The organism is Geobacillus sp. BK01 (assembly GCF_052220245.1).
In the GTDB taxonomy this organism is placed as follows: domain Bacteria; phylum Bacillota; class Bacilli; order Bacillales; family Anoxybacillaceae; genus Geobacillus.
Window position 1 is genome coordinate 1 of the sequence record NZ_JBQPTH010000011.1, and the last position, 15,656, is coordinate 15,656.

Sequence of the window (15,656 nt, forward strand, 5' to 3'; positions counted from 1 at the left end):
GGTCAACGTGTGCCGACAAACCGTTTCCCATTATGTGTCGCTGTTCAACGAAGGCGGTCTGGAGCTCTTGCTTCATCGGGATTTCGCCCCCGGGCGGGAGCCGTTTCTCACCGAAGAACAGCAGGAAGAGATCAAACAGCTTGTGTTGACCACCACTCCCGCGGAACTGGGATGGGACGTCGCTTCGGCGTGGAACACCAAACTCCTGCAATCCTATGTCGAAAAGCAATTCGGTGTTTCCATTTCCCGCGAAGCGCTGCGAAAACTCCTGCACCGCAAAGGGCTGTCGTGGACACGACCGACGTACACACTGGCGAAAGGGAACCCGGATGAGCAAAAGCAATTGGAAAAGCAAATGGATCTGATCAAAAAACTTGATCACCAAGGACACAGAAGATGCCGTTCTTCTGTACATCGATGAAACCCATATCCGCTCTTACCATGTCTTGCGGTCCACATGGTCAGAAGTCGGCCGCCAAAAACAAGTGCCGACGTTCGGCCATCATGCCCACGTATCGCGGTTTGGCGCGGTCAACATCCACGATGGCGAAACGGTGCTTCATCAAACGACTGCCGCGCCAATGCCGCGACGTTCTTGAATTTCTTGAGAATGCTCAAAGAGCGCTATCCAGACCGTCTCATCGTCTTGGTGTTGGATCACGCCCGCATTCAGCTTGTGGAAATGGCTGAAAGACACCGTGATCGCCAATGTGTTTCACAAACATCGAAACGATATCGTCCAGGCCATTGCTCGGTTTGCGGACGACATCCACGAACGTCCGCAGGAAGTGCTGCAACGCTTAGGGTGTGCAGGATGACTGAGAAGTTAACTCTTCATGTTGCATGTATATAGAAATTAGGTATTGATTCTCAAGTGCTAAACATAACAAAAGCGAACTGACTGCAGCTGAGCGGGCATGATCCCAAAAATGGAGGAGATCCCGTTCTAAGAGTTACGTCCTTCTGTGTTCCCACACTCTTTCCCGCAACTTGAAAACACAATTCATTATGAAGGGGAGCTTTGTGGGTGCAGGCCAAGTGTGTGTTGAACTTGAGCAGCCGCTCCCTCACAGAGGAAGGGAACATCGTTCTAACAGGAAGGAACTCTTTTGGTTCTCATCGAATATGGCCATTATGACGGATGAAAAGGGATTTGAAATGGGCCCGAGTGCGCCGCTATGGATGTCCGTGTTGTACTACATTATGTGCATGGCCACCTTGATTGTCGGTGTGGCGATGCTAGTGAAAGGAACGGTTCGCCGCTTGTATTCGCTCGTTGCGGTGATCGCAGTGCCGCTCTTTTTTCTGAACAATTTTCACACGATCGCCAGGGTCGGCGTCGATCCGTTCGCCTACTGGCAGCAATCCCTCATCGAAGGGCAATGGTGGGCGTGGCTGTCGCTTGTGCTGTTTCTGTACATGATCGGGTACTGGGTGCTGCTCGTTCGCGGCATTCGTGGGCGGCGCGCCGCATCCATCAAAGGGGGAAAGGGAGATGGAATTCCGCGATTATGAAGAGTTTTGGCCATTTTATTTGACTCAGCACCGCAAACGGGCGACAAGGCGCTGGCATTTTGTCGGAACGAGCTTCGTGTTTTTGTTTGTGATCATTGCGATCGTGACGAGGAATGCGTGGTGGCTGCTCGGCGCTCCAGTGGCCGCCTATGCGCTCGCCTGGTTCAGCCACTTTTTCATTGAAGGAAACAAGCCCGCCACCTTCGGCCATCCGTTTTGGTCGCTTCGGGCCGATTTTCGCATGTACGGGCTCATGCTTACGGGGCAGCTTGGGCGGGAGTTGGAGCGGCTGGGGATTTCAGAGGAATAAAGCGAAGAACGATGAAAAGACCTTCTCCCTGAAGATGTTCCAAAGTTTGGAGAAATGGGGGGCGGCAACCCGAATGATTCAGGGAGAAGGGGGTTGCCTTCTCATGGCTTCAATTGTTCAATCGTTTCCAGCGGCAGTCCGGTCAGTTCATGGATCGTGTCAGCATCAAATCCTTTTGCCAACATTCGTTTCGCAACATCCAGCTTTGCTTTCTCCATTCCTTTCTCTATTCCTTTTTCCATTCCTTTTTCCATGCCTTTCTGTTCGTATGACACGATAAGTTCCATGACTTTGGCAGCCTCCTTCTCCTCCATGGTCTTCACCTCATCTCGCAGTCGGACTTCTTCTTCCTCCGATAACCGCAAATACGTTTCGAAAAAGCCGAACAACAGCCGCTGTTTCGCCTCATCCAGCTCGAGACGAATGAGCATGCGCAAAAACTCTTTTTTCACTTCGATCCTTTCGTCTTCATTATACCCCATTTTGCTTAACAAAGCGGCGGCGACCGGGTTGTTCTGACGGATGTACTCGCGCCACGGGAGTTTGCGCAATTCTATGGTCAAAAAACGGAAATCGAGAACGGTCAAAAACGGAAACTCCACAGTGAAAGAGGAAGGTTCACCGCGAGTGGCGTCATAGCTGAAGATGGCGATCGGAAGAATACGGCGGCGGTGTTTTTGAAATAAGCGGCTGAAATAAATGAACATTCGCTCTGAAAAAGTGGGTTGGATGTAACTTTGGTGTTCGATGTGGACAATGATCAGCCCATCTTCCCCTTTTAGCTTTGTCTCGACCAATAGATCGACTCGATGTTTTTCCCCTGCAGTAACATCGGTCAACACTTCTTCTGATAAAAAGGAAAGATGGTGAAAGTCAACATGCTCGTATACATGCGGAAAGAAGAGGAGAATGAATTCTTCAAAAAATGTACTTAACAACTCTTTAAACAGGCGATCATGGTCAATGCGCGTTTCTGACATGGTCTCCCTCCCTATGTATTTTTGGATTCCCATCGCTTTATTCGCTCTACACAACGCAAAATCCTGCCTGTCCAAAGCATTTTTCATAGAAGTTTTTTGTTCAAAGAAAGGAAATCGGAAGGAGTTTGTCGAATTTTGATGACATTGGAAAAATGATGAAACCAACCGTTGATCCGCCCGTATCAATAAGTAAAGGCGAAAGGAGGGAGGGAAATGGTTTTTGGGCATCCGCCTGAGGTCATCTATGGGATCGTGCTCGTAGTCAGCGCGGTGTTGACGATCGTGTATTTTTTCTTTAGTGATGTGCTGGATGGTGCATTGGATGCAGTGGACCACCCGTTGTTCAGTCCGCAGCTGATTTTATCGTTTTTCATTGTCAGCAGCGCAGTCGGGCTGTTGGCGGAATGGTATACCGATTGGGCCTCCAGCTTGATCCTGTGGCTGGGCATCGGTGTGGCGCTTGTCGCGGTGCTGCTTTTGCATTTTTTCGTTTTTTTGCCGCTCCGTTCGGCTGAGGCGTCGCTCGGGTATACGGATGCCGACTTGGAAGGGTCGCTCGCGAAAGTGATCGTCCCCGTGCCGCCTGACGGGTTTGGGGAAATTCTCATTTCCCGCAAAAGCGGGGCGGTGGCGAAAGCGGCGAAAAGCCTCCGTCACGAGGAGATCGCCGCTGGAGAGGAAGTTGTCATCGTGCAAATGGAAAACGGCGTCGCTGTAGTGGCGAAGCACGATCCATACCATGTTTCGATCTAAACAAGGAAAGGGGAAACTGTGATGGCTATGACACCATGGCTTGTGGTGATCGGCGTCGTCGTCTTGCTTCTTGTCGGACTCATCGCCATTTTTATCGCCCGTTACCGCACTGTTGGGCCGGACGAGGCGCTGATCGTCACCGGCAGCTACTTAGGAAGCAAAAACGTCCATATCGATGAATCGGGAAACAAAATTAAAATCGTCCGCGGCGGCGGCACGTTTGTCGTGCCGATTTTCCAACAGGCCGAGCCGCTTAGCCTATTGTCGATCAAGCTTGACGTGCAAACACCGGAAGTGTATACGGAACAAGGCGTGCCCGTCATGGCGGATGGGGTGGCGATCATTAAAGTCGGCAGCTCGATCGGCGAAATCGCGACCGCGGCTGAGCAGTTTTTAGGGAAAACGCGTCAAGATATGGAAAATGAAGCGCGGGAAGTGTTGGAAGGCCACCTCCGCTCCATTCTCGGGTCGATGACGGTTGAAGAAATTTACAAAAACCGCGACAAATTCTCCCAAGAAGTGCAGCGCGTCGCATCCCAAGATTTGGCGAAAATGGGGCTCGTCATCGTCTCGTTTACGATCAAAGACGTGCGCGACAAAAACGGCTATCTCGATGCGCTCGGGAAGCCGCGCATCGCCCAAGTGAAGCGCGACGCTGACATCGCCACGGCCGAGGCGGAAAAAGAGACGCGCATCAAGCGCGCCGAAGCGGATAAAGAAGCGCGCAAAGCCGAGCTTGAGCGGCTGACGGAAATCGCCGAGGCGGAGAAAGTCAACCAACTGAAGCTTGCCGAATTCCGCCAAGAACAAGACATCGCCAAAGCGCGCGCCGATCAGGCGTACCATTTGGAAGAAGCGAAGGCGAAACAAGAAGTCATGGCCCAACAAATGCAAATCAAAATCATCGAGCGGCAAAAACAAATTGAGCTTGAAGAAAAAGAAATTTTGCGCCGCGAGCGCCAATACGATTCGGAAGTGAAGAAAAAAGCCGACGCCGAACGCTATGCGATCGAGCAAAAAGCAGCGGCGGAGAAGGCGAAACAAATCGCCGAAGCCGATGCGCAAAAATATCGCGTCGAAACGCTGGCGAAAGCCGACGCCGAGCGCGTCCGCCTCGACGGTTTGGCCAAAGCGGAGGCCGAGAAGGCAAAAGGGGAGGCGGAAGCGGAAATCATCCGCCTGAAAGGTCTTGCCGAAGCGGAAGCGAAACAAAAGATCGCCGAAGCGTTCGAGCGCTATGGTCAGGCGGCCGTGCTCGACATGATCATCAAGATGCTTCCGGAATACGCGAAACAAGTGGCAAGCCCGCTTTCGAACATCGAGAAGCTGACGATCGTCGATACAGGCTCGGGGTCAGGCGGCGGCGCCAACCGTGTCACAGGGTACGCGACGAACTTAATGGCAAGCTTGCAGGAGACGTTGAAAGCGTCGACCGGCCTCGATGTGAAGCAGCTGCTTGAGAACATCGCCCAAGGCGGGGCAGCCGCCAAGCCGATGAGCGCGTCGGCACCGTCTCAAGATGCGAAGGCAAATGAATGATGCCCATCTTATCGCAGCGCCCTTGATCGAAGGGCGCTGTTTTCCGCGGCCATGCTCCCGACATGTTTCGGAGTTGCGCATTGAGCGTTGTTTCGCTATGATGGGAACGAGTGGAATGGAAAAGAAGGAAGTAGGTTGAGGATGATGAAACGAGCTCGAATTATTTACAACCCGACATCAGGGCGCGAGCTGTTTAAGCGCCATTTGCCCGATGTCTTGATCCGGCTGGAAAAAGCGGGCTATGAAACATCGTGCCACGCCACCGAAGGCCCGGGCGATGCGACGAAAGCCGCCCGGCAGGCGGTGGAACGGGAATTTGACCTCGTGATCGCCGCTGGCGGCGACGGAACGATCAATGAAGTCGTCAACGGCATCGCCAATCAGCCGCATCGGCCGAAATTGGGCGTGATCCCTGTCGGCACGACGAACGATTTCGCCCGCGCCATCGGCGTGCCGCGCTCGATCGAAGGGGCGTGCGAGGTGATCGCCACAGGTGAGCCCGTCCCGATTGACATCGGCTGTGTGGCGAACGAAGACAAAACGCGCTATTTCATCAACATCGCGGGCGGCGGGCGCCTGACCGAGCTCACCTACGAAGTGCCGAGCAAGCTGAAAACGATGCTTGGCCAGCTCGCCTATTACTTGAAAGGGATCGAGATGTTGCCGTCCATTAAGGCGACGGAAGCGCAAATTGAGTATGACGGCAAACTGTTTGAAGGCGAAATTATGATGTTTTTAGTCTCGCTTACGAACTCGGTCGGCGGGTTTGAAAAATTGGCGCCCGATTCATCGTTGAATGACGGCCTGTTCGATTTTATCATCGTCAAAAAAACGAACTTGGCGGAATTTGTCCGTCTCGTCACCCTCGCAGCGCGCGGCGAGCACATTAACGACCCGCACGTCATCTACACGAAAGCGAATCGGGTGAAAGTGCGTTCGCCGATGCAATTGAACTTAGACGGCGAATTCGGCGGCATGCTTCCAGGGGAGTTTGTCAACCTATACCGCCATATGGAAGTGTTGATGCCAAAAGAAAAGGCAGAGCAAGTGAGAACAGGGGAGTAAACCTGTTCTTTTCTTATGTCTTGTCGCCCTAAAGGGCACGCTACATATACAAACGAACGGTAGACAGGGGGAACGACATGACGAAACAACAAGCACCAGTCGCCAAAAACGAGTACTATGACGTGACATTCACCGATTTGACCCACGACGGGCTCGGGGTGGCGAAAGTCGACGGCTTTCCGTTGTTTGTAAAGCACGCGCTCCCCGGCGAGCGGGCGAAGGTGAAAGTGATCAAAGTGAAGAAGGGATACGGGTACGGCCGCCTCATCGAGCTGTACGAACCGAGCCCCGACCGCGTCGAGCCGCCGTGCCCCGTCTATCGCCAATGCGGCGGCTGCCAGCTGCAACACCTCAGCTACGAGGGCCAGCTGAAGGCGAAAGAAAAGCAAGTGAAAGACGTGCTTGCCCGCATCGGCAAGTTGGACGGCGTCACCGTCCATCCCGTCATCGGGATGAACGACCCGTGGCGGTACCGAAACAAGGCGCAAGTGCCTGTTGGCGAGCGCGAAGGGGGCTTGGTGGCGGGCTTTTACAAAGAGCGGAGCCACGACATTATCGATATGGACGCTTGCCTGATCCAACAAGAGAAAAACGACGTCGTCGTGCAGACGGTCAAGCGCATCGCCGAGCGCTACGGCATCCCGCCGTATGACGAGGCGGCGCACAAAGGCGTTCTCCGCCATATTGTCGCCCGCTATGGCGCTGCGACGGGCGAGGTGATGGTCGTGCTCATCACCCGCACGGACCGTCTGCCGCACGAACAGGACGTTGTCCGTGACATCGTCCGCGACATCCCGGGCGTGAAATCGATCGTGCAAAACGTCAACCCCGAGCGGACGAACGTCATTTTCGGCGCCAAAACGCGTGTGTTATGGGGAAGCGAGTCGATCACCGACCGCATCGGCGACATCCAATTCGCCATCTCGGCCCGCTCGTTTTACCAAGTCAATCCGGAACAGACGAAAGTGCTGTACGACAAAGCGCTCGAGTACGCGGAGCTCACCGGGCGGGAGACGGTGATCGACGCCTACTGCGGCATCGGCACGATCTCGCTCTTTTTGGCGCGTAAAGCGAAACACGTCTACGGCGTCGAAATCGTCCCCGAAGCGATCGAAGACGCCAAGCGCAACGCGGCGCTCAACGGCATCACGAACGTGACGTTTGCGGTCGGGGCCGCCGAAGACGTCATCCCGCGCTGGTACGAAGAGGGCATCCGCGCCGACTGCCTCGTCGTCGACCCGCCGCGCAAAGGCTGCGACGCCTCGCTGCTTGAGACGATCATCGCCATGAAACCGCCCCGCGTCGTCTACGTCTCGTGCAATCCGGCAACCCTCGCCCGCGACTTGCGCCTCTTAGAAGACGGCGGCTACGAAACGCTCGAAGTCCAGCCCGTCGACATGTTTCCCCATACGGCGCATGTCGAGTGTTGCGCGTTGCTTATAAAAAAATTGTAAACACCAAATAAACTCGTTCCATTACAAAAATAGCCGTTCATCGTAAGAAAGAAAGTTGAATATTGGAAGATGTTTACTGGAAAAAGAAAACGCCCTCTTCCGTTTCATTGGAGGGGAAGGGGAGAGGAGGAAAATCAGAAGAAAAAGCGGGGGAATCATAGAGAAATCAAGGGAAAAGCGATCAAGAGGCGGGGAAGATGAAAAGGGCGAAGCGGAGGAAACGCCCGCGCTCGTCCTTTTTCTTTTTCCAAAAATCGAAATAAAGTAGGTCTATTTGGAGGAAAAAAGCGGGAAAAAAACGGAGAAAAAATCCGCAAAAAGCGGGGGAGGAGGAACGAGTTTATTTCAAATGGGAAGAAATGGGGGCGGAAGAATAAGGGTTGGAGCGAGGGGAGGGGGAATGAGTTTATTTGGAATGGATAGAAATAAGGCAACAGGCCGGTTGACCCGGCCTTTTTGTTTGCGATCCAATTGCGCAACTGCCATGGCGTGGGTGACAATCCCGTCGCCGCTGTCTTGTTAAGCGAAATAGGTTATAATGAAGATGAGAAGGTGGAAGTGAAAATGAATTTTGTGTGCATGCCCGTCCGCCTCGAGCTCGATGGGGCGGAGCGGCGTCTGTCGTTTGGCTTTTTCCAAACACCGAGGCATCGGTTGTTAGGTGGTCCTTCATTCCCCAATCAAAACCATATTAGACGTTCGGGAAGGCTCAGTGTTTCATGCTTTCACGTTACGATGAAGAGAAAGCGAGGAATTGATCATGAAGAAAGCGGATACAGATGGGCGGCGTGGCAATGAGAATTACCGTAACGACGGTCTTCTTTTGTTAGTGAAACAAGCGTTGCGGGAGGCGAATTTATTGCAATTAACGGTTATTGAAGAGCGGGAGGATGGATGGGCCATCAAGCCGCGGCCGTTAAACACCGAAGAGAAAATTCGTTTGTTTGAGAGTTTGGCAGGAAGTGCCTTGCCGGTTGGTGAAGATGTCAAAGAGCTGCTGAAAATAGCCAATCGGGAAGAGGAGGAGTGGAGGGATCAAGGGCTTGAGTAAAAAAGCATTACTTGACACCAATATTTTTGTGTATCATTATCTAGGATATCCTCCGATTAGGCACCTCTTCACCCGGTTGTTAAACGATGGATTTGAGATCGCTATGTCGAGCGTGGTGGCGATGGAGTTTCTTTCGTATGAAAAAGTGGAAATAAATGAAGAGATCCGCAACAAACGGTATGCTTATCTCTATGCTTCTACACTCTATAGCGTAGATTTTGAGGTTGCAGAGAAGGCGGCCGAATTGAGACGAAAATGTAAAATTGAAACAGGAAAAACGTTGAAAGCTGGAGATGCACGGATTGCCGCTACGGCCATCACAAAACGCATGACGTTGTTTAGCAATAATGATAAAGATTTTATCCGTCTAACCGATTTAGGATTAGATTATGTCAATCCTATTGAGGATCCCCAACATTTGCAAGAGTTCCTCCACCGGTTGTTGTAAATGGTATGCTGCGTTCACCACTTTCCATCGTATATGGTTACCACTGTCCCAGAGGCAAAGTAAAAGTGTTCCAAGCAGATGACGAGAGCCGGGTTCTTTTGAATCCTAATGATCCACATGATTCGGAATGGTTTGAAGATTGATGAGGGATCATAACGAACGTAAAGACTGGAGATATTTATGATGTTTATTTCGGCTTCAAAGATCGGCCGGGCGGAAAATTTCGCCCGGTTCTTATTGTGGACGTAGAACACAACAGTGCTGCTGCTTGAGCACCAACCGGCATCAAACGCATTTTTCTTCCCCTTTTGCGCCGAAAACAGTATATAATGGAGATTGGAAATAACAAGGAGGTACATACATACATGCTCACAGGCGAATTGCGCAACAAAGTCGATAAAATATGGGAAACGTTTTGGACAGGCGGCATTACGAACCCGCTGACGGTCATTGAACAGTTTACGTACTTATTGTTCATCAAAGGCTTGGATGAAGTCGAAACACAGCGCGAGCAGGAGGACGCGTTGCTCGGCATCGAATCGGAACGCATCTTTCCTCCCGATAAGCAGCACTTGCGCTGGAGCAAATTCAAACATTTTGAAGCCGCCCATATGTACGATGTCGTCTCCAATGAAGTGTTTCCGTTTATCAAAAACTTGCACGGCAACCGCCAATCGGCCTATGCCAAATATATGGGTGACGCCATTTTTATGATCCCGACGCCGCAAATGCTCGTTAAAATCGTCGACGGCATTGACCGCATTCCGATGAAGGACCGCGATACAAAAGGCGATTTGTACGAGTATTTGTTATCAAAAATCGCGACGGCAGGCACGAACGGCCAATTCCGCACGCCGCGCCATATCATTCACATGATGGTCGAGCTGATGAAACCGACGCCGGAAGACATCATCGTCGACCCGGCGGCGGGGTCGGCGGGGTTTTTGGTGGCCGCGGGCGAATATTTGCGCAAACACCGCAACGACTTGTTTTTCGTGCAAAGTTTAAAAGAACACTTTAACAACCACATGTTCTACGGCTTTGACATGGACCGGACGATGCTGCGGATTGGCGCGATGAACATGATGCTCCACGGCATCGAAAACCCGAATATTGAATACCGCGACTCGTTGTCGGAACAAAACAAAGACAAAGACAAATACACCCTTGTCCTCGCCAATCCGCCGTTTAAAGGCTCGTTGGATTACGAAGCCGTTTCCAGCGACTTATTAAGAGTCGTTAAAACAAAGAAGACAGAGCTTTTATTCTTGGCCTTATTCCTGCGCATCTTAAAAACGGGCGGACGCTGTGCCTGCATCGTGCCAGATGGGGTATTGTTTGGCAGCTCGAAGGCGCATAAAGATATCCGCAAAGAAATTGTGGAAAATCATAAATTAGAAGCCATTATTTCGATGCCAAGCGGCGTCTTTAAACCATACGCCGGCGTTTCAACAGCGGTTATGATTTTTACGAAAACAGGCGTTGGCGGAACGGATCAAGTATGGTTTTATGACATGAAAGCCGATGGCTACTCTTTAGACGACAAGCGCACTCCGATTGAAGAAAACGACATTCCGGACATCATTGCGCGCTTCCATAACCGTGAAGCAGAAAAAGATCGGAAACGGACAGAGCAATCGTTCTTTGTGCCGGTGGAAGAAATCCGGGAAAACGACTATGACCTTTCGATTAACAAATATAAAGAGATTGAGTATGAAGAGGTACAGTATGAAGCGCCGAGTGTGATACTTGAGAGAGTACTGGATTTAGAGAAACAAATTGTAAATGGGTTGAAAGAACTGGAGGATATGTTAAAGTGAGTAACAACTTATATCGATTATCAGATATATGTTCTCCAAAACAATGGAAAACAATTAGTATGAATCAATTGACAGATGAAGGATATCCGGTTTATGGAGCAAATGGGATTATTGGTTACTACTCTGAATATACACATACTGAAGAAACTATCCTAATAACTTGTAGAGGGGCTACATGTGGCGAGATTAATATATGTCAGCCATATTCGTATGTAACTGGAAACGCAATGGCACTTGATTCCCTTGATAAAGAAAAAGTTGATCTAAAATATCTATATTATTATTTAAAATACAGAGGTTTTAAGGATGTTATTTCGGGAAGTGCGCAACCACAGATAACAAGAAATAATATTTCAAAAATAAAAATTTATTTACCGGATAAGAATAGACAAATGCTAATCTCCAGAATACTAGACAAAGCCCAAGAACTCATCGACAAACGAAAAGCCCAAATCGAAGCGTTGGATCAACTGGCGCAAAGTGTGTTTTTGGAGATTTTATTTAGAAATCCCGAAAAGAATACTCGAATTAAATTTGCAGAGGTTATAAAAGAAACAAAAAATGGAATTTCTAGAAGAGGCAATGACGAAGATGGGAATATTGTATTAAGATTGCGTGATATTAAAGAAAACCTTATCGACTATACAGACGTGAATAGAATCAAATTAAATGAAGCAGAAAAAGAGAATTTTCGCGTAAATCTAAATGATTTGTTGTTAATAAGAGTAAATGGTAATCCAGATTATGTAGGTAGGAGTGCTGTTTTTACTGGATATAGCGAAGAAGTATTCTTTAATGACCATATAATTAGGATTAAAACGATTGAGCCTGTAGAAAATATTTTTTTGGCATACTATCTAAATTCCTATATAGGTAAAAAAGAATTAAGAAAAAATTTAAAAACTTCAGCGGGACAATATACTATTAGCCGCGAAGGGTTGAATAAAGTCAATATTATACTTCCAACTTTAGAAGATCAAAAATATTTTGTTCATTGGTTTAAAGTGATTCAAGAGAAAAAACAATTATTGCGACAAAATTTAATTGAACTAAACAATATCTTCAACTCCCTCATGCAACGTGTATTTAAGGGAGAACTATTCAACGATTAATAAATGTGAAGGAAATTCATGTTGGTTTGGTCGAGGGAGGGGGATTTGTTGTTATCCAACTTTCAGTTTTTAGTAGGCAAACCTCATTATGAGAGTTTTACGAATGCGTGTTTAGAGGCGGAGAAAAGTTTAGTGGTGAGTCCGGCGACGTGCGCGATTTTGACGCGCCGTGCGCTGGAGCTGGCGGTGAAGTGGGTGTACAGCTTTGACAGCGCTTTGAAAGTTCCGTATCAAGATAATCTTTCCAGTTTGATTCATGACAACGTCTTTTTGTCCATTATTGATGAAGACTTGTTGCCGTTGTTGCGTTACATTGTCAAACTGGGAAATGTCGCGGTTCATACGAACTCGATGATTACGAGGGAAGAAGCGATTCTTTCCCTGCATCATCTTCATCAGTTTGTGTCTTGGATTGATTATTGTTATTCAGATGAATATACGGCTACGGATTTTGATGAATCGTTGTTGCCAATCGGAGAGGAAAAGCGCGAGCGTCCGGAAGAATTAAAAGATTTATACGAACGGTTAAGCTCCAAAGACAAGCGTCTTGAGGAAATGATGAAAGAAAATGAACAGCTCCGCGCTCTTCTCACCGCCAAACGGGAAGCGAATACAAAAGAGTACCACTTCCAAGTCGATGAACTAAGCGAATGGGAAACAAGAAAGAAATATATTGATTTAGATTTGAAGCTGGCGGGTTGGGAATTTAAAAAGGACGTTATTGTGGAATATCCTGTCGTTGGCATGCCGAATCAAGAAGGAGTCGGCTATGTCGATTACGTTCTTTTTGGCGACAACGGAAAGCCGCTGGCGGTCATCGAAGCGAAACGGACAACCGCTGACCCGAACAAAGGAAAGCAGCAAGCCAAGCTATACGCCGACTGTATTGAAAAAATGCATGGCCAACGTCCGATTATTTTTTACACAAACGGTTTTGAAACGTATATTTGGGACGACCTTAACTATCCGGCGCGGAAGGTTTCCGGTTTTTACAATAAGGAAGAATTAAGCTTGCTTATAGACCGCCGCACGATGAAGCGGCCGTTACGAAATGTAAAAATCAATGACAATATTACAAACCGATATTACCAAAAAGAAGCGGTGTTAGCCGTATGTGACGCGCTCGAGAACAAACGGCGCAAAGCATTGCTTGTCATGGCGACGGGGAGCGGCAAAACTCGGACAGCGATTTCGATTGTCGATGTTCTCACTCGCCACAATTGGGTAAAAAATATTTTGTTTTTAGCGGACCGCAAAACGCTGGTAACGCAAGCCAAAAACAGCTTTAGCCATTTGCTTCCGAACTTGACGCTTTGCAATTTGCTTGATAACAAAGACAATCCGGAGGAAAGCCGGATGGTGTTTTCGACGTATCCGACGATGATGAACGCGATTGACGAAGCGAAGCGGAAAGACGGCAAACGGCTCTTTACGGTCGGGCATTTTGATCTCATCATCATCGACGAGTCGCATCGGAGCATTTATAAGAAATACCGGGCCATTTTCGACTATTTCGATGCCATATTGCTTGGGCTGACCGCCACGCCGAAAGATGAAATTGACCGCAATACGTATGAAGTGTTTGATTTGGAAAACGGTGTGCCGACGTATGCGTATGAGTTGGACCAGGCAGTGCAAGACGGCTATTTAGTCGATTACCGCACCATTGAAACAAAGCTTAAATTTCTTGAAGAGGGCATTCATTACGATGAGTTATCTGATGAAGAAAAAGAACGATATGAAGAAACATTTGATGATGAAGTAGGCGAGGATATTGACAGTGCCGCGTTAAATGAATGGTTGTTTAATGACGATACGATTGATACGGTACTCAGAGATTTAATGGAAAAAGGAATTCGCGTCGAAGGCGGGGACAAACTTGGCAAAACGATTATTTTTGCGAAAAACCATCGCCATGCGGAACGAATCGTGGAGCGCTTTGATCAATTGTTCCCTGAATACAAGGGCGGCTTTGCAAGGGTCATTGATTACAGTGTGAACTATTATCAAACATTAATCAACGATTTTTCCGACCGCAACAAATGGCCGCAAATTGCGGTATCGGTCGATATGCTCGATACTGGAGTGGATATTCCGGAAGTCGTCAACCTTGTGTTCTTTAAAAAGGTACGCTCCAAATCAAAGTTTTGGCAAATGATTGGGCGCGGAACCCGTTTATGCAAAGACTTATTCGGAGTCGGGCAAGATAAAACGCATTTCCTTATTTTTGACTATTGCGGCAACTTTGAGTTTTTCCGTGAAAACCCGAAAGGAATCGAAGGAAAAGCGGTGGAAAGCTTAACGGAGCGTCTATTTAACGCTAAAGTCGAAATCATCAAAGAACTGCAACATTTACAGTACCAAGAAGAAGAGTATATTGCCTATCGCAATGCATTGATTGACGAGGTGCTAGCGGAAATCAATAAGTTAAACGAAGAAAACTTCCGTGTACGTCAACATATTCAATATGTGCATAAGTTTAAAAATCGAGCTAAATGGGACTCCTTAACAGCGATAGATGTTAATGAAATCAAAGAACATATTTCGCCGTTGATTGTTCCGCTAAACGATGATGAATTGGCGAAACGGTTTGATTTGCTTATGTACACGATCGAATTGGCGAAGCTGCAAACGAAAAATGCCACAAAGCCGATTCGAAGCGTGATCCGCACCGCAGAGGCGTTGTCGAAACTCGGTTCGATTCCTCAAGTGGTGGAACAAAAATACATTATTGAAAAAGTACAGACGGAAGAATTTTGGAGCGAAGCCGATATTTTCGAATTGGAAGCCGTCCGTGAGGCGTTGCGTGATTTAGTGAAATTCTTGGAACAAGAAACGCGCAAAATTTACTATACGAACTTTCAAGACCAAGTTTTAGAGGTCAAAGAAAACGGTCCGATGTTTCATGTCAATGATCTGAAAAATTATCGAAAAAAGGTGGAACATTATCTGCACGAACACCGCGACCAGATGGCCATCTACAAGTTGCGAAATAATAAAAAGCTGACAGTCCAAGACTTAAAAACGTTGGAGCATATTCTTTGGAATGAGCTTGGCACACAGGAAGATTATAAAAGAGAATTCGGCGACACGCCGATTACAAAGCTCGTCCGCCAAATCGTCGGCCTTGACCCGCAGGCCGCCAACGAAGCGTTTTCCGAATTTTTATCAAGCGAACGGTTGAACATCCAACAAAGCCGGTTTGTCAAATTAATCGTCGATTACTTCGTGAAAAACGGGGTCATGGACAAGCGGGTGCTGCAGGAAGAACCGTTTAAAACCGTCGGCAGCATCGTTGAACTGTTTCAGGACAACATGGACGACGCGCGCAAGATTATTCGCATTATCGATGAGATTAACCGAAATTCCGAAGAGATCGCGGGGGCGTAGGAAAAGTAATCCATTTTGTTTTTCTTCGATGTTCAGGCATCTTTGAGGTTGAAAGTGTCTTGAAGATGCCTTATATTTCTTATGCGTATAGAACGAAATGAGTATATCCATACTGAGTTACGTTAGAAAACTAAATAAAATGTCCTTTGTTCTTGTAATGCTGAGGTGAGAAGTGCGGGATATATCCAGAAAATATATAAAAAACCTATTATAAAAAAT

General features: G+C 48.2%; 13 protein-coding genes and 1 pseudogene. 13 read left to right on the plus strand and 1 reads right to left on the minus strand.

The window, feature by feature from the left end:
- The 3 genes from ACTVDO_RS11880 to ACTVDO_RS11890 form a co-directional block, all read left to right on the plus strand.
- On the plus strand, positions 1-421 hold a 421-nt coding region (locus ACTVDO_RS11880; protein ID WP_442901585.1), incomplete at its 5' end, for a winged helix-turn-helix domain-containing protein.
- A gap of 737 nt (positions 422-1,158) precedes the next feature.
- Complete coding sequence (locus tag ACTVDO_RS11885; RefSeq protein ID WP_225995674.1) at positions 1,159-1,515, plus strand: hypothetical protein; 357 nt, start codon at positions 1,159-1,161, stop codon at positions 1,513-1,515.
- Complete coding sequence (locus ACTVDO_RS11890) at positions 1,496-1,825, plus strand: DUF962 domain-containing protein (RefSeq protein ID WP_050368152.1); 330 nt, start codon at positions 1,496-1,498, stop codon at positions 1,823-1,825. The genes ACTVDO_RS11885 and ACTVDO_RS11890 overlap by 20 nt, the downstream gene beginning before the upstream one ends.
- A 101-nt stretch (positions 1,826-1,926) precedes the next feature.
- Here ACTVDO_RS11890 and ACTVDO_RS11895 read toward each other — a convergent pair whose 3' ends face one another.
- Positions 1,927-2,805, minus strand: coding sequence for an Rpn family recombination-promoting nuclease/putative transposase (locus tag ACTVDO_RS11895; protein ID WP_442901586.1), 879 nt, complete (start codon positions 2,803-2,805; stop codon positions 1,927-1,929).
- 213 nt (positions 2,806-3,018) lie between these two features.
- On the opposite strand from ACTVDO_RS11895, the gene ACTVDO_RS11900 reads away from it, so the two are divergent.
- The 10 genes and pseudogenes from ACTVDO_RS11900 (at position 3,019) to ACTVDO_RS11945 (ending at position 15,437) form a co-directional block, all read left to right on the plus strand.
- On the plus strand, positions 3,019-3,558 hold the full coding sequence (locus ACTVDO_RS11900) for an NfeD family protein (RefSeq protein WP_442901587.1): 540 nt from the start codon (positions 3,019-3,021) through the stop codon (positions 3,556-3,558).
- Between the two features lie 21 nt (positions 3,559-3,579).
- A complete protein-coding gene (locus ACTVDO_RS11905) occupies positions 3,580-5,097 on the plus strand; it encodes a flotillin family protein (protein WP_020958549.1) in 1,518 nt (505 codons plus the stop codon).
- A 144-nt stretch (positions 5,098-5,241) separates the two neighbouring features.
- Positions 5,242-6,162 carry a diacylglycerol kinase gene (locus ACTVDO_RS11910; RefSeq protein WP_041267827.1) on the plus strand — a complete coding sequence of 307 codons (921 nt, stop codon included), beginning with the start codon at positions 5,242-5,244 and terminating at the stop codon, positions 6,160-6,162.
- A gap of 77 nt (positions 6,163-6,239) precedes the next feature.
- Positions 6,240-7,616 carry a 23S rRNA (uracil(1939)-C(5))-methyltransferase RlmD gene (gene rlmD, locus ACTVDO_RS11915; protein WP_442901588.1) on the plus strand — a complete coding sequence of 459 codons (1,377 nt, stop codon included), beginning with the start codon at positions 6,240-6,242 and terminating at the stop codon, positions 7,614-7,616.
- Between the two features lie 495 nt (positions 7,617-8,111).
- Positions 8,112-8,258, plus strand: a pseudogene (locus ACTVDO_RS11920) (DUF4351 domain-containing protein); the annotation flags it as partial.
- A gap of 118 nt (positions 8,259-8,376) precedes the next feature.
- The gene (locus ACTVDO_RS11925; protein ID WP_442901589.1) at positions 8,377-8,667 is read left to right on the plus strand and encodes a hypothetical protein; all 291 of its coding nucleotides are present in this window, start codon (positions 8,377-8,379) and stop codon (positions 8,665-8,667) included.
- Positions 8,660-9,115 (plus strand): type II toxin-antitoxin system VapC family toxin, encoded by a 456-nt coding sequence (locus tag ACTVDO_RS11930; RefSeq protein ID WP_442901590.1) that lies wholly within the window; start codon positions 8,660-8,662, stop codon positions 9,113-9,115. The genes ACTVDO_RS11925 and ACTVDO_RS11930 overlap by 8 nt, the downstream gene beginning before the upstream one ends.
- A gap of 365 nt (positions 9,116-9,480) precedes the next feature.
- Positions 9,481-10,935 carry a type I restriction-modification system subunit M gene (locus ACTVDO_RS11935; protein ID WP_442901591.1) on the plus strand — a complete coding sequence of 485 codons (1,455 nt, stop codon included), beginning with the start codon at positions 9,481-9,483 and terminating at the stop codon, positions 10,933-10,935.
- Positions 10,932-12,047, plus strand: coding sequence for a restriction endonuclease subunit S (locus tag ACTVDO_RS11940; protein ID WP_442901592.1), 1,116 nt, complete (start codon positions 10,932-10,934; stop codon positions 12,045-12,047). Before ACTVDO_RS11935 ends, ACTVDO_RS11940 begins: the two co-directional genes overlap by 4 nt.
- Positions 12,048-12,095: 48 nt before the next feature.
- Positions 12,096-15,437 carry a DEAD/DEAH box helicase family protein gene (locus ACTVDO_RS11945; protein WP_442901593.1) on the plus strand — a complete coding sequence of 1,114 codons (3,342 nt, stop codon included), beginning with the start codon at positions 12,096-12,098 and terminating at the stop codon, positions 15,435-15,437.
- The last annotated feature ends 219 nt before the right edge of the window (positions 15,438-15,656 follow it).